This window comes from Ornithinimicrobium carbonis (genome assembly GCF_977012275.1).
On the sequence record NZ_OZ348993.1, the window covers coordinates 2,429,626 to 2,449,056 of the forward strand.

At 74.0% G+C, this 19,431-nt stretch carries 21 protein-coding genes and 1 tRNA gene; 17 read left to right on the forward strand and 5 right to left on the reverse strand.

The window, feature by feature from the left end:
* The first annotated feature begins 12 nt into the window (after window positions 1–12).
* Window positions 13–2,901 (forward strand): DUF4153 domain-containing protein, encoded by a 2,889-nt coding sequence (locus ACWHYA_RS11125; protein ID WP_448095593.1) that lies wholly within the window; start codon window positions 13–15, stop codon window positions 2,899–2,901.
* Between the two features lie 9 nt (window positions 2,902–2,910).
* Here ACWHYA_RS11125 and ACWHYA_RS11130 read toward each other — a convergent pair whose 3' ends face one another.
* Complete coding sequence (locus tag ACWHYA_RS11130; RefSeq protein ID WP_425941060.1) at window positions 2,911–3,786, reverse strand: sulfurtransferase; 876 nt, start codon at window positions 3,784–3,786, stop codon at window positions 2,911–2,913.
* Between the two features lie 80 nt (window positions 3,787–3,866).
* Here ACWHYA_RS11130 and ACWHYA_RS11135 point away from each other — a divergent pair, with 80 nt between their 5' ends.
* The 7 genes from ACWHYA_RS11135 (at window position 3,867) to ACWHYA_RS11165 (ending at window position 10,250) form a co-directional block, all read left to right on the forward strand.
* The gene (locus tag ACWHYA_RS11135; protein ID WP_425941058.1) at window positions 3,867–4,133 is read left to right on the forward strand and encodes a DUF2277 domain-containing protein; all 267 of its coding nucleotides are present in this window, start codon (window positions 3,867–3,869) and stop codon (window positions 4,131–4,133) included.
* Entirely contained in the window at window positions 4,126–4,677 is a 552-nt protein-coding gene (locus ACWHYA_RS11140; RefSeq protein WP_425941056.1) for a hypothetical protein, read from the forward strand. The genes ACWHYA_RS11135 and ACWHYA_RS11140 overlap by 8 nt, the downstream gene beginning before the upstream one ends.
* Window positions 4,678–4,709: 32 nt before the next feature.
* Window positions 4,710–5,972, forward strand: coding sequence for a deoxyguanosinetriphosphate triphosphohydrolase (locus ACWHYA_RS11145; RefSeq protein ID WP_425941054.1), 1,263 nt, complete (start codon window positions 4,710–4,712; stop codon window positions 5,970–5,972).
* A 1-nt stretch (window position 5,973) separates the two neighbouring features.
* The gene (locus ACWHYA_RS11150; protein ID WP_425941052.1) at window positions 5,974–6,996 is read left to right on the forward strand and encodes an NAD(P)H-dependent flavin oxidoreductase; all 1,023 of its coding nucleotides are present in this window, start codon (window positions 5,974–5,976) and stop codon (window positions 6,994–6,996) included.
* Window positions 6,993–8,096 (forward strand): hypothetical protein, encoded by a 1,104-nt coding sequence (locus ACWHYA_RS11155; RefSeq protein WP_425941050.1) that lies wholly within the window; start codon window positions 6,993–6,995, stop codon window positions 8,094–8,096. The genes ACWHYA_RS11150 and ACWHYA_RS11155 overlap by 4 nt, the downstream gene beginning before the upstream one ends.
* Window positions 8,097–8,181: 85 nt before the next feature.
* Complete coding sequence (locus ACWHYA_RS11160; RefSeq protein ID WP_425941049.1) at window positions 8,182–8,715, forward strand: SigE family RNA polymerase sigma factor; 534 nt, start codon at window positions 8,182–8,184, stop codon at window positions 8,713–8,715.
* Window positions 8,712–10,250, forward strand: a complete 1,539-nt coding sequence (locus ACWHYA_RS11165; protein WP_425941047.1) for an AMIN-like domain-containing (lipo)protein — start codon at window positions 8,712–8,714, stop codon at window positions 10,248–10,250. The genes ACWHYA_RS11160 and ACWHYA_RS11165 overlap by 4 nt, the downstream gene beginning before the upstream one ends.
* 132 nt (window positions 10,251–10,382) lie before the next feature.
* Here the strand turns inward: ACWHYA_RS11165 and ligD are convergent, their stop codons facing one another.
* Window positions 10,383–11,351 carry a non-homologous end-joining DNA ligase gene (gene ligD / locus ACWHYA_RS11170; protein WP_425941045.1) on the reverse strand — a complete coding sequence of 323 codons (969 nt, stop codon included), beginning with the start codon at window positions 11,349–11,351 and terminating at the stop codon, window positions 10,383–10,385.
* Between the two features lie 94 nt (window positions 11,352–11,445).
* Here ligD and dnaG point away from each other — a divergent pair, with 94 nt between their 5' ends.
* From dnaG to ACWHYA_RS11185, 3 genes are all read left to right on the forward strand, one after another.
* The gene (gene dnaG, locus ACWHYA_RS11175) at window positions 11,446–13,350 is read left to right on the forward strand and encodes a DNA primase (protein ID WP_425941043.1); all 1,905 of its coding nucleotides are present in this window, start codon (window positions 11,446–11,448) and stop codon (window positions 13,348–13,350) included.
* Window position 13,351: 1 nt separating this feature from the next.
* Complete coding sequence (locus tag ACWHYA_RS11180) at window positions 13,352–13,933, forward strand: hypothetical protein (RefSeq protein WP_425941041.1); 582 nt, start codon at window positions 13,352–13,354, stop codon at window positions 13,931–13,933.
* Between the two features lie 113 nt (window positions 13,934–14,046).
* A tRNA-Asn gene (locus ACWHYA_RS11185) sits at window positions 14,047–14,119 on the forward strand.
* Window positions 14,120–14,274: 155 nt separating this feature from the next.
* Here ACWHYA_RS11185 and ACWHYA_RS11190 read toward each other — a convergent pair.
* Entirely contained in the window at window positions 14,275–14,481 is a 207-nt protein-coding gene (locus ACWHYA_RS11190; RefSeq protein WP_114906025.1) for a helix-turn-helix domain-containing protein, read from the reverse strand.
* A 163-nt stretch (window positions 14,482–14,644) separates the two neighbouring features.
* On the opposite strand from ACWHYA_RS11190, the gene ACWHYA_RS11195 reads away from it, so the two are divergent.
* The 3 genes from ACWHYA_RS11195 to ACWHYA_RS11205 all read left to right on the forward strand — a co-directional run bounded on the left by ACWHYA_RS11195 (window position 14,645) and on the right by ACWHYA_RS11205 (window position 15,760).
* Window positions 14,645–14,848 carry a toxin-antitoxin system HicB family antitoxin gene (locus ACWHYA_RS11195; RefSeq protein WP_075958334.1) on the forward strand — a complete coding sequence of 68 codons (204 nt, stop codon included), beginning with the start codon at window positions 14,645–14,647 and terminating at the stop codon, window positions 14,846–14,848.
* A gap of 3 nt (window positions 14,849–14,851) precedes the next feature.
* On the forward strand, window positions 14,852–15,211 hold the full coding sequence (locus tag ACWHYA_RS11200) for a type II toxin-antitoxin system death-on-curing family toxin (RefSeq protein ID WP_425941039.1): 360 nt from the start codon (window positions 14,852–14,854) through the stop codon (window positions 15,209–15,211).
* Between the two features lie 138 nt (window positions 15,212–15,349).
* On the forward strand, window positions 15,350–15,760 hold the full coding sequence (locus tag ACWHYA_RS11205; protein ID WP_134774227.1) for a GNAT family N-acetyltransferase: 411 nt from the start codon (window positions 15,350–15,352) through the stop codon (window positions 15,758–15,760).
* Between the two features lie 81 nt (window positions 15,761–15,841).
* On the opposite strand, the gene ACWHYA_RS11210 is transcribed toward ACWHYA_RS11205, so the two are convergent.
* Window positions 15,842–16,093, reverse strand: a complete 252-nt coding sequence (locus tag ACWHYA_RS11210; protein ID WP_425941036.1) for a hypothetical protein — start codon at window positions 16,091–16,093, stop codon at window positions 15,842–15,844.
* 183 nt (window positions 16,094–16,276) lie between these two features.
* Between ACWHYA_RS11210 and ACWHYA_RS11215 the strand changes: the two genes are divergently transcribed.
* Window positions 16,277–16,624: a PadR family transcriptional regulator gene (locus tag ACWHYA_RS11215; RefSeq protein ID WP_303374655.1), complete on the forward strand. Its 348-nt coding sequence runs from the start codon at window positions 16,277–16,279 to the stop codon at window positions 16,622–16,624.
* Complete coding sequence (locus ACWHYA_RS11220; RefSeq protein ID WP_303374654.1) at window positions 16,621–17,613, forward strand: hypothetical protein; 993 nt, start codon at window positions 16,621–16,623, stop codon at window positions 17,611–17,613. Before ACWHYA_RS11215 ends, ACWHYA_RS11220 begins: the two co-directional genes overlap by 4 nt.
* Window positions 17,614–17,733: 120 nt before the next feature.
* Here the strand turns inward: ACWHYA_RS11220 and ACWHYA_RS11225 are convergent, their stop codons facing one another.
* A complete protein-coding gene (locus ACWHYA_RS11225; RefSeq protein ID WP_425941034.1) occupies window positions 17,734–17,973 on the reverse strand; it encodes a hypothetical protein in 240 nt (79 codons plus the stop codon).
* A 170-nt stretch (window positions 17,974–18,143) separates the two neighbouring features.
* Between ACWHYA_RS11225 and ACWHYA_RS11230 the strand changes: the two genes are divergently transcribed.
* The gene (locus tag ACWHYA_RS11230) at window positions 18,144–19,400 is read left to right on the forward strand and encodes an IS256 family transposase (RefSeq protein ID WP_425941857.1); all 1,257 of its coding nucleotides are present in this window, start codon (window positions 18,144–18,146) and stop codon (window positions 19,398–19,400) included.
* The last annotated feature ends 31 nt before the right edge of the window (window positions 19,401–19,431 follow it).

Here is a 19,431-nt window from a genome sequence, read left to right on the forward strand (position 1 = left end):
GGAGGTCCGGCGGTGGCCGGGGCCGACGAGGCGTCGGCCGCGGTGGACGGGGCCGGCGCGACGTCGGCCGCGGCGGACGGCCCCCCGGGTCCGTTGGCCGGGGTCGGGTCGGTCCGGGCCAAGATCGGGCTGCTCGTGGCCGGCAGCATCCTGGCGGCGGTCGTCGTGCTCGAGGCCGGCCGGGGTGCCGGCGTGCCGGCCTGGCTGACCCTGCCGGTCACCCTCGCCGTGGCCCTGGTGGTCACGCAGTGGATGGCGCGCGGCATGACGGTGCCGCTGCGTGAGATGACCCGGGCCGCGGACCGGATGGCGGCGGGCGACTACCGCTCGGTGGTCCGGTCCGCCGGCCGGGACGAGGTCGCCCGGCTCGCGGAGGCGTTCACCCGGATGGGGGCCGACCTGGACCGGGCGGACACCACCCGCCGCCAGCTGCTGGAGACGGTCTCGCACGAGCTGCGCACCCCGCTCGCCGCCCAACGTGCCCTGCTGGAGAACCTCGTCGACGGCGTGGTGCAGCCCGACGACGCCGCTCTGCAGAACGCCCTCGCGCAGGCGGAGCGGCTCAGCGACCTGGTCGCCGACCTGCTCGACCTGAGCCGGCTCGAGTCGGGGGCGGTGCCCCTGAAGCTCACCCCGACGACCGTGGCGGACCTGGTGGGCTCGGCCGTCGCCGAGGCGCAGGTGGGGGCGCGGCCGGTGGTCCACCGCACGGCCGTGACCCCGGCGGACCTGCAGGTGCAGGTCGACCCGGCCCGTCTCTCCCAGGTCGTCGGCAACCTGCTGGACAACGCCGCCCGCCACTCGCCGGCCGGGGGGACGGTGACGGTGCGTGCCTCCGGTCCGGGAGCTGTCGGATGGTCGGCCGTGCCCGACGGGTCGGCCGTGCCCGACGGGTCGGCCGTGCCCGACGGGTCGGCCGTGCCCGACGGGTCGGCCGTGCCCGACGCGTCCGACGGGCCGGCGGACGCGGTGGCTGCGGGCCACTGGCGGCTGGAGGTGCTGGACGAGGGTCCCGGCATCCCGCCCGGGCGGACCGAGGCCGTGTTCACGCGGTACGGCAGGGGTGACGACGAGGGCGGGGGCACCGGTCTCGGGCTGGCCATCGCCCGCTGGATCTGCGAGCTGCACGGCGGGTCGGTCTCGGCCCACCCCCGTCCGGACGGCCGCCCCGGTGCCTGCCTGCGGGTCGACCTGCCCGTGCAACCCGTCGTCGCCGTTCCGCGCCGCGACGTCCCGGCCGGCGGGCGGGAGGCGGCCGACCCCTCGGCGGTGCCCGTCCGGTCCACCGGCTCCTCCGCCTCGTCGGTCTCGTCGGCCTCGTCGGCCCAGGCGGTCTCGACACCCGGGGCTTCGCCGGTGGGCCCTGCAGGTCCCGCCGTCACGGACGCCCATGCGGTCGACGCGCTGTTCGGGACGGCCTGGCCGGGGGAGCGGGTGCGCAGCGCGCCCGCGCAGCTGGTGGGGGCGGTCGCCGTGGGGGCCCTCGCCGCCCTGGTGCTGCCCGAGCACGACCTCGGCCTGGGGCTGCTGCTGGTGCTCCTGTCCGGTGGCGCGCTCGTGCTGTGGTCCTCGGTCCGACGGGGCACGGCCTGGACGGTCCTCAGCGCCGGGCTCAGCGTGGCGCTGGGCTCCCTGGTCGTCCTGCGGGCGGCCGAGTGGCTGCCGGTCCTGGTCCTCCTCGTCGTCGGGGTGCTCGTCACCACGGCGCTCACCGGTGCCGAGCGGCTCCTGCCGGTGCTCCTGGGCCCGCCGGCCTGGGTGCTCTCGGCCGTGCGGGGACTTCCCCTGCTCCAGCGGACCCTCGCCACCACCCGCGGCCACCGGCTGCTGTGGCCCGTCGTGCGCACCGTCGTGCTGTCGGCGACGGCCCTGGTGGTCTTCGGCGGGCTCTTCGCCTCCGGGGACGCCGTCTTCGGCGCCTGGGTGGACCGGCTGCTGCCCGACGTCGACCTCGCGCTGGCCGACACCCTGGTCATGCGGGCCTTCCTCTGGTTCTTCGTCGCCGGCGTCGTGCTGGCCGCCACCTACCTCGCGCTCAACCCGCCGCCGGTGGAGCGGGCCAACGCCCCGGCACCGCGGCGGGTGACCCGCCCCTGGGAGTGGGCCGTCCCCGTCGGCGTCGTCGTGGCGGTCCTGCTCGGCTTCCTCGTCGCCCAGGCCAGCGCGATGTGGGGAGGTCACGACTTCGTCCGGCGCAGCACCGGGCTGACCTACGCGGAGTACGTGCACCAGGGCTTCGCCCAGCTCACCGTGGCGACCGCCCTCACCCTGCTGACGATCGCGCTCGCCGTCCGCGTGGCGCCCAGGAGCACCCCGGCCGACCGGCTCCTGCTGCGCCTCCTCCTCGGCACGCTGAGCCTGCTCACCCTCGTCGTCGTCGCCTCCGCCCTGTTCCGGATGTCGGTCTACCAGCAGGCCTATGGCTACACGGTGACCCGCGTGCTCGTCGACCTCTTCGAGCTGTGGCTGGGCCTGCTGGTCGTGATGGTCATGGTCGCCGGGATCAGGCTCTCCGGCCGCTGGGTCCCGCGGGCCGCGCTGGTCTCGGGCGCCGCGATGCTGCTCGTGCTGGGGCTGGCCGACCCCGAGGCCAGGGTCGCGGAAGCCAACATCGGGCGCTACGAGCAGACCGGGCGGCTGGACCTGGCCTACCTGGCCACGCTGGGCCCGGACGCCACCCCGGTCGTCGCCGACCGGCTGCCCGCGGACCTGGCCGCGTGCGTTCTGGCGAACCAGCGCAGCGGGTCCGTCTCCGAGACAGGCACCGGCACCGAGGGGGTGTGGGGCTGGAACCTGGGTCGCGCCCGGGCGGCGTCCGCCGTCGCGGCGGCCGACCCGGTCGACCTTGCGCCGGAGGAGGCCTCGAGCTGCCCGGTGGTGCTCGGCGAGGAGGGTCCGTGACCGGTGGCCTCAGGCCACCGGGCGGTCCGGGTCGCTGATCCAGTCGCTCCAGGACCCGACGTAGACCAGCGGCGGCACCGGTCCCACGCCCGCAGCCTCCAGGGCGAGGGCGACGTGGGCGGCCTGCACGCCGGAACCGCAGTAGACCGCGGCCGGTGCGTCCGGGTCGGCCCCCGCCTGCTCCACGAGGGCCTGCAGCGCGTCCGTCGGCAGGAAGGTGCCGTCCTCGGACAGCAGCGAGAGGGCCGGCAGGCTGAGCGCCCCGGGGACGTGCCCGGCCACCGGGTCGACCGTCTCGTTGCGGCCGTGGTAGCGGTCGGCGGGGCGGGCGTCCAGCAGCTGCCCGTCGGCGGCCAGCCAGCGGCGCACCCCGTCGGCGTCGAGGAGCCCGTCCCCACCGGCGCCCAGGACGACGTCGCCCGTCCCGACCTCGACCGGTCCCGGCTCGACGGCGTGGCCGGCCTCCTGCCACGCGTGCAGCCCGCCGTCGAGCACCCGGACGTCCTCGACCCCGTAGTGGCGCAGCACCCACCAGGCCCGGGCGGCCCCCAGCGAGGTCCGCGCGTCGTAGGCCACGACCGCCCCTCCCCGTGGCACGCCCGCGGCGCGGAGCGCCTCCTGCACGCGCTCCCGGGCGGGCAGGGGGTGGCGCCCGCCGCGGCCGTCGGGAGCCACCGGGTCCGACAGCGCGGTCTCCAGGTCCAGGAAGGCGGCCCCGGGCAGGTGCGCCTGGAGGTAGGCGGAGCGGTTGGCCTCCGCGCCGGCACCCAGGCTCCACCGCACGTCCAGCAGGGACAGGTCCGCGCCGGCGGCCAGCTCGGCGGCCAGCTCGTCGGCACCGACGAGCGGGGACCGGGAGGTCGGGGCGGGGGAGTGGGCGCTCATGACCCCATGCTGCCACCGGGCCTCCTGCGGGGTCCGCGGACCCCTGCCCGGGGAGAGGCCGCCGTGGGACAGTGGACGGCATGTGCCGCAACATCCGCCCGCTGTTCAACTTCGAGCCGCCGGCGACCGACGAGGAGGTCCGTGCCGCCGCCCTGCAGTACGTCCGCAAGGTCGCCGGCGCCCCCCGCCCGTCCCGGGCCAACGAGCAGGCCTACGACTCCGCCGTCGAGGCGGTGGCCCGGGCGACCCGTGAGCTGCTGGAGTCGCTGGTCACCACCGCGCCGCCGAAGGACCGCGACGCCGAGGCGGAGAAGGCCCGGGCACGGGCCAGGGCCCGGTATGCCTGAGGACCCCGGCTCCCCGGCGGGGACCTCGGCCCTGACGGGGGAACGGTCCGGCGACCTGCTGCGCCACGCCCTCAACTGGGTCAACCTGTCCACCCCCCTCGGGCTGGCGGTCGCCCGTGCCGGGGGTGCCCGGGTCCGGCGGGGCCCGCGCCGCTGCTTCCTGGCCGACCACTACCGGTGGCGGTTCCCGGCCGCGGGCGCGTTCACGGTCGGCGACGTGGTCATCAGCCGGCACGACCTCGACCGGCTGGCGGAGCGACGGCCCGGGCTCCTGGATCACGAGCTGGTCCACAGCGCCCAGTGGGCGGCCTGCGGAGGACTGCCCTTCCTGCCCCTCTACGTCGCCTCGATGGGATGGTCGTGGGTGCGCACGGGCGACCGGGCCGCCCGCAGCGTCTTCGAGCGGCACGCGGGGCTGGCCGCGGGCGGCTACCGGGACGTGCCCGTGCGCCCGGTCGGCACGGTGCTGGCCTCCGCGCTGGGCCGCCGACGCGGGGGGCCGTCCCCCGCCCACCCCCGGCCGCCCGGCGCCCTCCCGGCCTAGGACCGGCCCGCCCCACCGCATACGCTCGCCCCGTGGACGAGAGCGCGCAGGCCGCGGCGGGCTACACCGCCGCCGACCGGGAGCGGTGGGTCGCCGAGGATCCCGCGCAGAAGCGGGCCGACCGGCACGACTTCGCGCGCGACCGTGCCCGCGTCGTGCACTCCGCGGCGCTGCGCCGGCTGGCGGCGACCACCCAGGTGGTCCAGCCCACCAGCGACGACTTCGTCCGCAACCGGCTCACCCACTCCTTGGAGGTCGCCCAGATCGGTCGTGAGTTCGGCGCGGCCCTCGGTTGCGACGCGGACGTGGTGGACACCGCCTGCCTCGCGCACGACATCGGGCACCCGCCGTTCGGGCACAACGGCGAGGCGGTGCTCGACGAGCTCGCCGCGGACGTCGGCGGGTTCGAGGGCAACGCGCAGACCCTGCGCGTGCTCACCCGGCTGGAGGCCAAGCGGTCGCACCCCGACGGGCGACCCGCCGGGCTCAACCTCACGCGCGCCAGCCTCGACGCCGTCGTCAAGTACCCCTGGCACCGGGGGGAGGAGGGCACCGCCAAGTTCGGGGTCTACGCCGACGACACCCCGGTCTTCGACTGGCTGCGCACCGACGCTCCCACCGACCGCCCCCGCCGTCGCTGCCTGGAGGCCCAGGTGATGGACTGGTCGGACGACGTGGCCTACTGCGTCCACGACGTCGAGGACGCGATCGCCTCGGGACGGGTGGACCCCCGGGCGCTGCGCTCGCGGGAGGTGCAGACCGAGGTCGCGGCGCTCGCGCACCGCTGGTACGCCCCCGACCTGGACCAGGAGCAGCTCCGGCAGGGCCTGTGCCAGGTGCTGGACAGCGGCTGGGTGCCGCTCCGGCACGACGGGACCCGGGCGGACCTGGCCGTGCTGAAGGACATGACCTCCCGGCTCATCGGCCACTTCGTGCACACCGTGGAGATGGCCACCCGGGACCGTCACGGCGCCGGTCCGCTCCGGCGCTACCAGGCGGACCTGGTCGTGCCCGACCACGTGCGGGCCCAGGCGGCCGGGCTGAAGGCGGTCGCGGCCCACTTCGTCATGCTCAGCGAGGAGCGACGCGTGGTGATGGACACCGAGCGCGAGGTGCTGACCACGCTGCTCGAGCGCTACACCGCCGACCCCGGCCTGCTCGACCCGGTCCACCGGGAGGCCCACGACGCGGCGGCCGACAACGCGGCCGCCCGCCGCGCCGTCGTGGACCAGGTGGCCAGCCTCTCCGACGCCCGCGCCCTGGCCGTCCTCGCCCGCTCGACCCTGGAGGTATGACATGACCGTGCTCCCCGACCTCGACGTCCCCGTCGTCGGTGCTCCCATGGCCGGCGGGGTGAGCAGCCCTCTGCTCGTGGCGGCGGTCTGCGACGCCGGCGGCCTGGGGATGCTCGCGGCCGGCTACCGAACCCCCGAGCAGCTGGCCACCGACCTCGTCCACGTGCGCGACCTCACCGACCGGCCGTTCGGGGTCAACCTCTTCGTGCCCCGCCCGGTGGACCGGGCGCGGCACGAGAAGGCCGTCGCCGACTACCGCGCGGCGCTGGCTCCCGAGGCTGCCCGTCTGGGGGTCGAACCGGGGACGCCCTCCTGGGGCGACACCGACCACTGGGCGGACAAGGTCCTGCTCGTGGAGACCTTCCGGCCGGCGGTGGTCTCCTGCACCTTCGGGGTCCCGGACCGCGAGGTCGTGGAGCGCTGGCAGGCCGCGGGCTGCGAGGTGCACGTCACCGCGACCTCGCCGCAGGAGGCGGCGGCGGCGGAGGCGGCCGGGGCCGACGTGCTCGTCCTGCAGGGTCAGGAGGCCGGTGGGCACCGGGGCTTGCACGACCCGGAGGCCGACCCGGTGGCCATCGACCACCTGGGGCTGCTGGAGGTCGTCTCGCCGACCACCACGCTCCCGCTCGTGGCGGCTGGAGGGGTGACCACCCCCGGGGACGTCCGCCGCGCCGTCGCCGCCGGCGCCACCGCCGTCCAGGTGGGGACCGCCCTGCTGTTGGCGACCGAGTCGGGCGCCTCGCGCACCTACCGGGCGGCGCTGCGCGACCCCGGGCTCTCCGAGCGGGTGACCACCCGCGCGTTCAGCGGGCGGGTGGCCGGTGCCCTGCGCAACCGGTTCGTCGACCGGTTCGGGGCGGTCGCGCCGCCGGCCTTCCCGGTGGTCGACCAGGTGAGCCGACCGGTGCGCGCCGCCGCCGCCGCGGCCGGGGACGTCCACGGGATCCACGTGTGGGCGGGCAGCGGGTGGCGGGCCTGCCAGGACCGGCCCGCGGGGGAGATCGTGCAGGACCTGGCGCCGTGAGACCCGACCGGCTCGTCGTCCCGTGGGCCGGGGTGGTCCTCGGCGAGCCGGTCGAGCTCGGCGGGTCGGTCCGCTCCACGGTCCACCGGTGCCGCGTCGTCGAGGGCCCTGCGGCGTGGGGGGAGTCGGTCGTCGTCAAGAGGTTCGTGCCGGCACCGCCCGGGTCGCGCGCGGCCATGGGGTATGAGCGCGAGGTCGCCGGACTGAGCCACCTGCCCGGCGTCCCGGCGCTGCTGGCCAGCGACGACGCCACCCGCACCCTGGTGCTGGAGGACCTCGGGGTGCACCCCACCCTGGCCGACGTCCTGCTGGACCCGCACGCGCAGGACGCCTGGCGGCACACCGTGCGGTGGGCCGCTGCGCTCGGCCGGGCGGTGAGCGCCGATCCCCGGGTGCTCGCCGACGCACGGCTGCGGCTGGGGGAGGCCGGCATCCAGGACCGGCAGGTGCGCCGCGACCAGCCGCGGCAGGGGCTGACCCGGCTGCAGGAGGTCACCGGGCTGCGGGACGTCCGGGCCGCGACCGCCCAGCTGCTCGACGTCGTCGACCGGCTGGAGGGGGACACCGCCAGGCACGTCCTCGGGCCGGGGGACGCCTGCCCGGACAACGCCGTGCTCACGCCGGCCGGGGTCCGGCTGCTCGACCTGGAGGGCACGGGGGTGCGGCACGTGGCCCTGGAGGCCGCCTACGCCGCGGAGCCGTTCAGCACCTGCTGGTGCGTCTTCACCCCGCCGCAGGGACTGACGGACCAGACCCTGTCCGCCTTCACCGCCGCCGCCGAGCCCGCCCTGCCCGGCCTGGCCGCCGACCCCGACTGGCTGCGCCAGGTGCGCTCGGCCGTCGCGTGCTGGGTGCTCGCCGGCACGCTCTGGCTGCTCGACGGGGCGGTGGCCGACCGGACGATGGCACCGGCCGGTCGGCAGGGCCCGGGGTTCCGGGCGCTGCTGCTCGCCCGGTGGGGCTGGGTGGCGCGCGAGTGCTCCGGGGAGCTGCCCGCCGTGGCGGCGGTCTGCGAGGAGGCCGTCGGACGGGGCCGCCGTGCCTGGCGGGAGGGGTCGGCGCTGGACCTGCCGGGGTATCCGGCCTTCCGCGGACGCTGACGCTGACCGTGGATCGTCCTGCGGGCTGAACCTTTTCCTCGTCCCGTGCGACATGCTGGGAACAGGCCCTGGAAGGGAGTGCGCCGTGGTGACCACCGACCCCGCCTACAGCGAGTTCGTGCTCGCTCGGCAGGGACGGCTGCGCCGGGCGGCCTACCTCATGTGCGGGGACGTGGCCCAGGCCGAGGACCTGCTGCAGGAGGCCCTCGTCGCCCTCGCCGAGAAGTGGGAGACCGTCGAGCACCCGGACGCGTTCGTGCGCCGGGTGATCTACCGCCAGCGCGTCTCCTGGTGGCGCCGCTCCCGGCACGAGCTGGTCGTCGACCGCCTTCCCGAGGCCGGCGTCGACGACGGGGCGGAACGGCGGGCCCGGGACGCCGAGGTGCACGACGTGCTGCGCACGCTGCCGCCGCGGCAGCGCGCGGCCCTCGTGCTGCGCTACTTCGAGGACCTGACCGAGGCGCAGACCGCCGAGGTCATGGGGGTGGCCACCGGGACGGTCAAGAGCCTGTCGCACCAGGCCGTGGCCCGGATGCGGGCCGAGCTGACCGCGCGGCGCGCCGCGGAGGCGCAGGAGCCGGTGCCGGCTCCCCTCCCGCAGCAGGAGGGACGACGATGAACGAGAGGTATGACGTGGACGGAACCGGGCGCAGCGACGGTGGCGGCCTCGACGTGCGCGAGCTGCTCGAGGAGGCCTCCTGGGGCGAGGTCCTGGAGGAGCTGGACGTCGACGGGGCCTGGCGGTCGGGGCGCCGCCGGCGGACCCTGCGGCGGGTCGCCGCCGGGACCCTCGCCGGGACGGTGGCGGCCTCCGTGCTGGTCCTGGGGTGGCAGGCCGGGGCGCTGGTCGGGCCGGACCCCCAGGGACCGACGGTGGCCGCGGTGCCCGACGGCTGGACGACCTTCGTCCTCGCCGCGCCCGAGGCCCCGACCCCCGCGCCGGCCGTGGACGACGCCGTCGCGGTGCCCGAGGCGGACGCGCTGAGGGGAAGCACCTGGGAGCTGCTCCCCGACCTGCACGGCGGCGGCACGGGCGCGCAGACCGTCGTCCCGGCCTCCCGGGACACCACGTTCTCCTTCGCGGAGGAGGGCGGTGGCTGGGGGTTCGAGATCGCCGGGTGCGGTGGCGGATGGTTCTCCCAGGACCTGGACCTGGACGACCAGGGGCGCTTCCCGCCCGGTGACCCGGTCACCACCGACAGGGGCTGCCCGGCAGAGGTGCAGGAGGCCGAGGACGTCTGGCGGGACGCGCTGGGGGGCGGAGGTGTCCTGCGCGCGGTCGGCGACGGGCGGTGGCTGCTGCTGTCGGTGGACGTGCCCGACGGCGCGGGCGACCCCCCGGCCACCGTCGGACCCGTCCCGACGCAGGACCCGCAGGTCACCGTTCCCGACCCCGACGCCCCGGGCAGCTCCGACGGGGTCGTGGTGGTGGAGGAGGTCGCTCCCGGGCCGTCGGCGGGCGACGACCCCGACCGGCCCGCCGCGTCCCCGGCGCCCGTGCCGGCCGACGGGACGGGGGAGGTGGCAGCACCGGTGCCGGACGGACCGGACGACCCGTCCCCGGAGCCGTCGCCGGGCCCGGACGAAGGAGCCGGGGCGGAGGAGGACCCGGACGCCGTCGCGGCACCCCCTCCGGCGCCCGCCCCGGCGGAGCCGTCCGTCGCCCCGGCGCCGGGGACGGGCACCCCGACCCCGCTGGCCGGCTTCACGGCGGCCGCCGAGGTGGCGGTCGGCGGGGCCTGGCCGGACGGCGGCCAGCTGTTCGCCCCCACGCTGCGTGCCGGGCTGAACGAGGGTTACGACCGGGTCGTGGTGGACCTCACCGGCACGGGGACGCCCGGGTGGCGCGCGGCATACCCCGGGACGGCCGTGCGGGACGGGTCCGGACTGCCGGCGGGGGTGGCCGGCGACAGCGTGCTCGAGGTGGTCCTCACCGGCATGGCCTACCCCGAGCCGGGCGACCCCGTCTACGACGCGGGCGACGCCGGGCTGGACACGCACACCCTGGACGGCGTGGTCGAGGTCCTGCGCACGACGCCCTTCGAGGGTCGGCTCCAGCTCTTCGTCGGGATCACCGGGGAGCCGCGTCCCTACCGGGTGTTCCTGCTGCAGGACCCGATGCGGCTGGTGGTGGACGTCCAGCACGTCGGCTGAGGATCGAGGGCGAGGCGCGAGGGGGGCGAGCGACCACCGGCCACCGGCCACCGGCCACCAACCACCGGCCACCGGCCACCAACCACCGGCCACCGGCCACCGGCCACCAACCACCGGCCACCAACCACCGCCTCAGGGGGCCGGGTCTGGTTCCTCCGGGGTCTCCTCGCCCTCCGCCTCGTCCCGCTCCGCCCACTGCAGCAGCGGAGCCAGGTCGAAGACCGCGTCGTCGATCCCGGCGTGCAGGTCGCCCAGCTCGGTGTAGCGCCCGGGCATCGTCAGCACGGTGAAGTCGGCCGGGTCGCAGGTGGGCACCTCCTCCCAGCGCAGGGGGGCCGAGACCCGGGCGTCCGGCGTCGCACGGACCGAGTAGGCGGCGGCGATCGTGTGGTCCCGGGCGTTCTGGTTGAAGTCGACGAACACCTTGCGGGGGTCCCTGTCCTTGCGCCACCAGGCGGTCGTCGCCTCCTCGGTGCGCCGCTCCACCTCGCGCGCGAAGGCCAGGGCGGCCCGGCGGACCTGGGTGAACCCGTGCTCGGGAGCGATCCGCACGTAGACGTGCAGCCCCTTGCTCCCGGTGGTCTTGGGCCAGCCCACGGCCCCCAGCTCGTCGAGGACCTCCTGCGCCACGCCGGCGACCCGGCGGACGGTGGCGAAGTCGCAGTCGTCCCCGGGGTCGAGGTCGATGCGCCACTCGTCCGGCTGCTCCACGTGGCCCCGTCTGCTGTTCCACGGGTGGAGCTCCACGCACGACATCTGGACGGCCCAGACGACCTGGGCCACCTCGGTGACGCACAGCTCGTCCGCCGTGCGGTTCCACCGGGGGAAGGTCACGTGGACCGTCCCGACCCAGTCGGGGGCGCCGCGCGGCAGCCGCTTCTGGTGGACCCGTTCACCCGTGATGCCCTCGGGGAAGCGGTGCATCATGCACGGGCGCTCCCGGAGCGCGTTGACGATCCCGTCGCCCACCGAGAGGTAGTAGCGCGCCAGGTCGATCTTCGTGATGCCCGGGCCGGGGAAGTAGACCCGGTCGGGGTTGGAGATCCGCACGGTCCGGCCGCCCACCTCCAGCTCGGTCGCCGGCGCGCTCTGCTTGGCCATTCGCCCACAGTAGCCACCGGTGGCTGTGGACGCCGTTGGGTCGTCGTCGGCGCCGCGACCTAGACTCACCGGAGAAGATCACCAGGAGGTGCGCGTGGCGGGACGGATCAGGAACGAGGACGTCCAGACCGTCAAGGAGCGCGCCTCGCTCGAGGAGGTCGTCCGCGAGCACGTCACCCTCCGCGGAGGAGGGATCGGGACCCTCAAGGGCCTGTGCCCCTTCCACGACGAGAAGACCCCGTCCTTCACCGTCCGGCCCGCCGTGGGCTACTTCCACTGCTTCGGCTGCGGCGAGGGCGGGGACGTGCTGGACTTCATCCAGAAGATCGACCACCTCACCTTCGCCGAGTCGGTCGAGCGGCTGGCCGGCCAGCTGGGACTGACCCTGCGCTACGAGGAAGGGACGGGTCAGGAGGCCGGGGGCCCCCAGGCGCCTGCCGGTCAGCGCACGCGGCTGATGGAGGCCCACCGCGTGGCCGAGGAGTTCTACCACGAGCAGCTGCTCTCCTCCGGGGAGGGCAGGTCGGCCCGGGCCTTCCTGCGGGAGAAGGGGTTCACCGGGGAGCACGCCGCCCAGTTCATGGTGGGGTATGCCGCGCGCGGCGGCTCGGTCCTCTCGGACCACCTGCGGCGCAAGGGCTTCACCGACGAGGAGCTGGTCCTGGGCGGGCTGTCCGCCCGCGGCTCGCGCGGGCTCTACGACCGGTTCCGCGGCCGCGTCGTCTGGCCGATCCGCTCGATCGCCGGCGACACGGTCGGCTTCGGTGCCCGGCGCCTGTACGACGACGACCGGGTCGCGGCCAAGTACCTCAACACCTCCGAGACCCCGATCTACCGCAAGACCAGCGTCCTGTACGGCCTCGACATGGCCAAGAAGGCCATCGCCACCGAGCGGCGGGCCGTGGTCGTGGAGGGTTACACCGACGTCATGGCGGCCCACCTGTCCGGGGTGGGCACCGCCGTGGCCACCTGCGGGACGGCGTTCGGCGGAGACCACATCTCCATGCTGCGCCGGATCCTGCGGGACGAGGCCGGACGGGCACCGGCCCGGGTCATCTTCACCTTCGACGGCGACGCCGCCGGGCAGAAGGCCGCGATGAAGGCCTTCGAGCACGACGAGCGGTGGGCGGCCCAGTCCTTCGTCGCGGTCGCCGACGAGGGGCAGGACCCCAACGACCTGTGGCTGCGGGGAGGGCCGGAGGCGGTCCGCGCGCTGGTGGAGGAGGCGACCCCGATGTTCGAGTTCGCCGTGCGCACCACCCTGGCCCCCTACGACCTGGCCCTGGCCGCGGAGCGGGTCCAGGCGATGCGGGCCGTCGCCCCCATCCTCGCAGGGGTCAAGGACCCGACGCTGCGACCGGAGTACGTCCGCGACGTCGCGGGCTGGATGGGCGTGGACCCCTCCGCCCTGACGGTCGAGGTGACCCGGGCGGCGGCCGCGCCCGCCCGGCCCGGACCCGCCCGGGCCGCCCCACCGCATACCCCCGCGGCGGAGCCGGTGGTCCCCGTGGCCGACCTGTCCGACCCGGTCCAGGTGGCCGAGCGGCACCTGCTCCAGGTGGCGCTGCAGTACCCCCTGGCCATCGTGGCCGAGGACATGGACGAGCTGCCCGCGGCCCAGCTGAGGGCACCGGTGCACCAGGCGGTGTGGCAGGCGCTGCAGCAGGCGGGGGGCGTGCACGCCGCGGCCAGCACCAGTGCGGCCGGCTGGACGCGCGCCGTGCTCTCCCGGACCCCGCCCACGGTGCAGGGGCTGGTCCGTGAGCTCGCGGTGGCGCCGCTGCCGACGCGGCTCGACCCGGGCACGGGGACGCCCTCGGAGGCCTACGTCGACTCGCTGGTGCTGCGGGTGCGCCTGGCCGCGTCCGAGCAGCGCATCTCCCAGACCATCAGCCGGCTCCAGCGGCTGACCCCCGGCGTCCCGGAGGCCCGCCGGGTCGACGAGGAGCTGATGGCCCTGCAGCGCGAGCACGCTGCCCTCAAGGACAGGATGAGCTGAGATGGCATGGTGGAGACGAGCACGGGCGGACCGGGACGGCCCGCCACGACCCGCACGGTCGGCGGGGGCTCCTCCGGAGGGGGTGCTGCCGGACCTGCTCCGGGGCGAGCAGGTCCTGGCGACCGCGCAGGAGGACGCGGACGGGCACTGGGTGGTGCTGACCACCTGGCGGTTGGTGGAGCGGACCGAGGAGGGTGCCACGGTGGTCGAGCGCCCCTGGCACGAGGTGGACAGCGGCGCCTGGGACCCCGACGAGTGGCTGCTCGCGGTGGACTTCGTCGACGGGGTGGGGCCTCGTCGCTGGCGGCTGCGCGACCGCACCGGTCCGGGGTCGGTGCCGGTCGTCGTGCGGGACCGCACGACGGCCAGCGTGGTCCTGACGCGGGGGGTGGATCTGGGCCCGCGCCGGACCGCCCGGGTGACGGTCCGCAAGGTGCTGCACAGCCGCGAGCTGGTCGAGCAGGTGCTGCTGGGTCCGGGCGCGCAGCTGGTCGACGCCCAGCTGGCCCGCGCCGTCCACGAGGCCCGGCGGGACGTGCGTGACCAGGCCGGGCTGGACCCCGACCCGCCACAGCTCGCCTGAGAGGTGCACCCCCGGGGGCCGGGTGACGGTGCTGAGCAGCGTGCTGCCGGTGAGACCGGCCCGGATTTCGGCGCCGTCGTGCCGTTTGCTACAGTCTCTTCGCGCTGCGACTTTCCCCTGTAGCTCAATTGGCAGAGCAGCCGGCTGTTAACCGGCAGGTTGTTGGTTCGAGTCCAACCGGGGGAGCGTTGTGAAAAGGCCTCTGAACTGCGGAAACGCAAGTTCAGAGGCCTTTCTCTTTTCGAGTGCAGCGACTATGCATCGTTCGCAGGTGGCTGCCTCTCGACCGGAGAGGAGCAGCCATGACCTTCTCGGTCGCTTCTCGGCACGACTCTGACCCCTCAGCCGGTCCGGCGCCACCCTCCGACTGGGCAGGAGTCGATGAACCTCTCGATCGAGTCGAGCTTGATCCGCAGCGTCTTGCGCCCGAGCCGGACGGCGTCGAGATGGCCGTCGGCGATGTAGCGGCGCACGGTCTTGGTCGAGACCGCGAGGACGTCGGCCGCCTCGGCCAACGACACGAGCTTGTGGGAGAGGGTGGCGGCCATGGTCGTCTCCTGGGGCAGGGGCGGCCTGTGTGACCGCACTCGTCCCCCAAGGCCGCCGAGCAGTCGCGAGTGGCCACCTGCGTCTGCCGCACGCCGAGCAATCGAGGCGCAGCGGCGCACGGGCCGCCCAAGGCGTCAGATACCAGAGTGATACCATCAGCGGATGGCGATGACTCTGCGGCTTTCTCCGGAGGACGAGCGCGCCTTGGCGGCCCTGGCCGAGGCCGAGGGTGTGAGCAAGCAGGAGGCGACGGTGCGGGCGATCCGGGAAGCGGCCGCGCGGCGCGGGCACGAGGAGCGTGTGCGCGAGTTGTCCGCACGGGGGCGTGAGCGGTACGCCGACCTGCTTGAGCGTCTCGGGCGCTGACCCTTGGAGTACCTGACTACGGAGGACCTGCTCGCCCTGGCATCGGACCTGCGCGTAGGTCCGATGCAGGACCTTGGCCTCTTGGACTCCGCCGCCCACCGTCCCCGCGCCAGCGTTTTCGGACGTGACGCCTATCCCGGCATCGATGCCAAGGCGGGTGCGCTGCTGGAGTCCATCGTCGTCAACCACCCGCTCGTCGATGGCAACAAGCGCCTGGGATGGCTCGCCGTAGTCGTGTTCTACGGCCTCAACGGCATCGACCTCCAAGCACCCGACGACGCCGCCTACGACCTGGTCATCGCCGTCGCCAGCGGCAAGGCCGACCACCAGGTGGCAGCCCGCCACCTGACCCAGTGGCACTAGTTCAAGCTACGGCTCGCGGCATGGTCGGACGCTAGGCGACGACAGCGGCAGAAGAGTGCACCACCCGGTGACAACACGCTCGCCGCCGGTCGCGCCTGGACCCAGGATGAGGTAGAGGAGCAGCTAGATTCTGGCCTCATGTCCTACACCGTCGCGCGGCGCAAGCCCACCGTCGAGGAGCACCGTCGATTGTCTGAGTCCGTCGGCTGGGCCGACGCCTTCTGGTGGGAGGCGATGCCCGCGTCCTTGGCCGGCTCTACCTGCGGTGTGGTGGTCCATCAGGACGGCGGTGAGCTCGTGGGGATGGGGCGGGTGGTGGGAGACGGTGCCTTCTACTTCTACATCCAGGACGTGGTGGTGCATCCGGACTATCAAGGCTGCGGGGTAGGACGGACCATCGTGGACGAGCTCGTGGACCAGATCAGGCAGCAGGCGCCGGGCCACTGTTTTGTCGGCCTCTTTGCCACACCGGCCGCAGAGACGCTCTATCGGAAGCTGGGGTGGGGAGAGCAGGAGATGCTCGGTATGTGGAAGGTCGTCAGGGACTGACGTGTGGGCGAAATGCGCGTCGACCGTCGGGATGACGGTCAGTCAAAGCACCAGCCGTCCTCGGCGCGGCAGAAGAGTGCGTCAGGCGGCTGCGTGGTGCGGGGCGCGACGGTCCTTGCGTAGCCATCTGAGCAGATGGAGCAGCGACTGGTGGATCGCAACTCCGACGGCGGTATTCAAGGCAGCCAGTCCAGCCGCTCCAAGGAACTCATTGGGTGACTCGATGATGCCGTCGAACCACAGAAGCAAGGGCCAGCCCAGGGTTCCGACCAGGAGGCAGGTCTTCCACCAGCGGCCGAGGACCAACCCGAACAAGAGCATCGTGGGAATCATCGGTCCCTCCTCAGATCCTCACCGTACGCCGTGAGCCCCGGTCCCTGGCCAGGATGCGATCAGCAGCAGGACAGTGCGTCTGCCAAGGGCGTCCGCCGTCGCGGCGAGCCTCTGAGGGTGTGAACCTCGTGGTGGACGGCGTGTCGCCGGCACATAGTCGTGTTACGCGAGTATTCATGTCCCATGAGTACCGGACTGAGGGAACCGTCGTTCTTGATCCTGACGGCATTGGTGAACCAGCCGCTGCACGGCTATGCACTGCTCGAGGCGGTCGAGGAGGCCTCCGGTGGTCGGGTGCGCCTGGCCGTGGGGAGCCTGTACGCCACGCTGGACCGAATGGCGGCTCAGGGGTGGGTCGCGGTGGCCGAGGAAGAGGTCGTCAACGGACGGCTGCGGCGGACCTACGAGATCACCGCTGCGGGAAAGAGCGTGCTCACCGCCGAGGTGGAGCGCATGAACTCGCTGGTGGTCGAGGCGAGCCGACGGCTTGGCTTCGCGCCCCGTCCGCGGCGGGCGGGAGGTGTGGCATGAGGGCATCGGCCTACGAGCACCTGTGTCACCTACTCACGCTGGCCTACCCCGAGCCGTACCGCAGCACCCACGGCGCCGAGATCGTCGGTGTGCTGCTCGACGCGGACGACCGCCGCCCGGGCACGTGGCGCAGGATCCGTGAGGTGGGCGGAGTCGTGGTCCATGCGGCCAAGGTCCGTGTCCTGTCGCCGCACGTCACTGGCGCTGAGGCTGCGCCACGCCCGTGGCACCTGGCGGGCATGCTTGTCATGATGGTGCTGGCCGTGGTGGCGACACAGGCCTGGACATCGGCTTTGGTACGCCTTGCTGACGCCGAGCGGGGAGACGGATGGCTGGACCCCCGCTGGCCGGTCCACGCGGCATGGCTCATCGCCGGCGTCATGATCTGGGCTCGCCGCCCGGCGGCAGCATGGGCGGCGATGCTGGTCGCAGCTGTCCTGGTCACCGCCTACCCGGTATTCGTCGCGACCGGCATCCCGTGGCCCGCTCAGGTGCCCGGTACGTGGGGCCACGCCACCCCGGCTGACCCATCGCCCGGGTTGCCGTTGACCGCCAGGGACGCCGCCTGGTGGGGCCTTTCCTTGGCTGCTGTGGCCATGACCGCCACCCCGCGCAGGCTCGCCACAGCCGTGGCCGCCCTCCCGCGCTTCGCGGTGGCGCGGGCCGCCCTCATCAGCGCCGGCCTCGCGGCAGTGACCGGACTGATCGCGCTTGCCGACGCCGCGGTCAACCACAGCTACTGGTTCACCGCCGAGCATGTGCGCACCTCGCCGCTGCCGGCATTCGTCGTCCTGGCAGTCCTGGCCGCACACCTGCGCGTGCGGGCGAAGACCGGAGCAGTCGTCCTGACCTTCGCCATCCTCGCGCTGGCCTCAGCCTCGGCAGCCCCGTCAATCTTCCAGCTGACAGCCGTCCTCACCGCAGCGGCCGGGGGTGTAGCCCTCGCACTGACCGCACACAGATCCATCAAGAGCCCCGCACGGGGATGAGTCGCGGCCACCCCGCCGTCCAGTGGCGTCAGGGCCGAGCGCCAACCGGCAGGACTTGAAAGCCACGCGCCCGCAGCGGCAGAACAGTGCGTCGCAGCCTCTTGCGGCTTGGTCGGCCAGCTAGTGCTCTGCGGCAAACCTCTTCAGTTCCTCGATGCCGAGCTCCTCATCTGAGTTCACCAGGAGTTCCTGCACATCCGCGGCGAACGGAAGTTGCAAGGGAGAAGAGCTGGCCGCGGCGTCGGGGTACAGCGAAACGCCAGGGTGCAACGAGGTGAGGAGGCCTGCTACCTGTATGTCCGACCGGTCACACTCTTGGGCGCCACGGAACCTCGCCACGTTACTCGCAGCGACCAGCACCGTGCGTGCCTCTTTACTGAAGGGCCGCATGTATCTCCTCGACATTCAGTGGAGTCCATCAGAGTGGTGTACGACGACCACGGTGGTGAGCGTGTCCTGCTGATGTAGGCGCGGTCACCGCGTGATCCTTCGAGTGAACCTTCCACAGCACTCTCGAACGGAGCATCACGATGACCGCTTCTCCCAGTATCGACCCTGAGGTCTTCCTGCACGAGCAGCTCGCGCAGGCGAGCCCGGACCTGATGCGGCACCTGCTGCAGTCCTTCATCAACACGCTGCTCTCGGGGCAGGCCGACGCGGTCTGCGGCGCCGACTACGGCGACCGCAGCGCCGAGCGGACCAACCGGCGTAACGGGTACCGGCACCGCGACCTGGACACCCGGGTCGGCACGCTGGACGTGGCGATCCCCAAGCTGCGCGAAGGTTCGTTCTTCCCCGACTGGTTGCTCGAGCGGCGCAAGCGTGCCGAGGCGGCCCTGACCACGGTCGTGGCGACCTGCTACCTGCTCGGGGTCTCCACGCGCCGCATGGACAAGCTGGTGACGGCGCTGGGCATCACCGGCCTGTCCAAGTCGCAGGTGTCGGTGATGGCGGCCGAGCTGGACGAGCACGTGGAGTCCTTCCGCACCCGGCCCCTGGACGAGGGGCCGTACACGTTCGTGGCCGTCGACGCCCTGGTGCTCAAGGTCCGCGAGGGCGGGCGCGTGGTCAAGGTGTCCGCGCTGGTGGCCACCGGCGTGAACGCCGAGGGCTACCGGGAGATCCTGGGCATCCAGGTCGCCACCGGGGAGACCACGGCCTCCTGGCTGGCGTTCTTCCGCGACCTGGTGGCCCGCGGGCTGACCGCGGCCGGTCCGGTGGGCCTGGTCACCTCCGACGCCCACGCCGGCCTAGTGGAGGCCATCGGCGCGACCCTGCCCGGGACCGCGTGGCAGCGGTGCCGCACGCACTACGCGGCCAACCTCATGGCCGCCACGCCCAAGTCGTCCTGGCCCTGGGTCAAGGCGCTGCTGCACTCGGTGTACGACCAGCCCGACGCGCCAGCGGTGCAGGCCCAGTTCGACCGGGTGCTGGAGACGCTGGCCGGCAAGCTGCCCGCGGTCGCCGAGCACCTCGAGGACGCCCGGGCCGACATCCTGGCCTTCGCCGCCTTCCCCAAGGAGGTGTGGCGCCAGATCTGGTCCAACAACCCCCAGGAGCGCCTCAACCGCGAGATCCGCCGCCGGACCGACGTCGTGGGCATCTTCCCCCACCGTGAGGCCATCATCCGCCTCGTCGGCGCCGTCCTGGCCGAGCAGCACGACGCCTGGGCCGAGCAACGCCGCTACATCGGCATCGACGTCCTCACCCGCTGCCGCCACGCCCTGGCCCCCACCACCACCGGACAGGAGGAAACCGCTGCTACGGTCCCCGCACTGACGGCCTGATCAACCCCACCGAGGGATCACCGTCGTACAC

Coding starts and splice junctions, on each gene's coding strand:
- ACWHYA_RS11215 (WP_303374655.1), top strand. CDS start 16,277: ATGAGTACCGGACTGAGGGAACCGTCGTTCTTGATCCTGACGGCATTG.
- ligD (WP_425941045.1), bottom strand. CDS start 11,351: ATGGCCAAGCAGAGCGCGCCGGCGACCGAGCTGGAGGTGGGCGGCCGG.
- ACWHYA_RS11135 (WP_425941058.1), top strand. CDS start 3,867: ATGTGCCGCAACATCCGCCCGCTGTTCAACTTCGAGCCGCCGGCGACC.
- ACWHYA_RS11205 (WP_134774227.1), top strand. CDS start 15,350: ATGTCCTACACCGTCGCGCGGCGCAAGCCCACCGTCGAGGAGCACCGT.
- ACWHYA_RS11150 (WP_425941052.1), top strand. CDS start 5,974: ATGACCGTGCTCCCCGACCTCGACGTCCCCGTCGTCGGTGCTCCCATG.
- ACWHYA_RS11195 (WP_075958334.1), top strand. CDS start 14,645: ATGGCGATGACTCTGCGGCTTTCTCCGGAGGACGAGCGCGCCTTGGCG.
- ACWHYA_RS11140 (WP_425941056.1), top strand. CDS start 4,126: ATGCCTGAGGACCCCGGCTCCCCGGCGGGGACCTCGGCCCTGACGGGG.
- ACWHYA_RS11180 (WP_425941041.1), top strand. CDS start 13,352: ATGGCATGGTGGAGACGAGCACGGGCGGACCGGGACGGCCCGCCACGA.
- ACWHYA_RS11210 (WP_425941036.1), bottom strand. CDS start 16,093: ATGATTCCCACGATGCTCTTGTTCGGGTTGGTCCTCGGCCGCTGGTGG.
- ACWHYA_RS11165 (WP_425941047.1), top strand. CDS start 8,712: ATGAACGAGAGGTATGACGTGGACGGAACCGGGCGCAGCGACGGTGGC.
- ACWHYA_RS11130 (WP_425941060.1), bottom strand. CDS start 3,786: ATGAGCGCCCACTCCCCCGCCCCGACCTCCCGGTCCCCGCTCGTCGGT.
- ACWHYA_RS11190 (WP_114906025.1), bottom strand. CDS start 14,481: ATGGCCGCCACCCTCTCCCACAAGCTCGTGTCGTTGGCCGAGGCGGCC.
- ACWHYA_RS11220 (WP_303374654.1), top strand. CDS start 16,621: ATGAGGGCATCGGCCTACGAGCACCTGTGTCACCTACTCACGCTGGCC.
- ACWHYA_RS11230 (WP_425941857.1), top strand. CDS start 18,144: ATGACCGCTTCTCCCAGTATCGACCCTGAGGTCTTCCTGCACGAGCAG.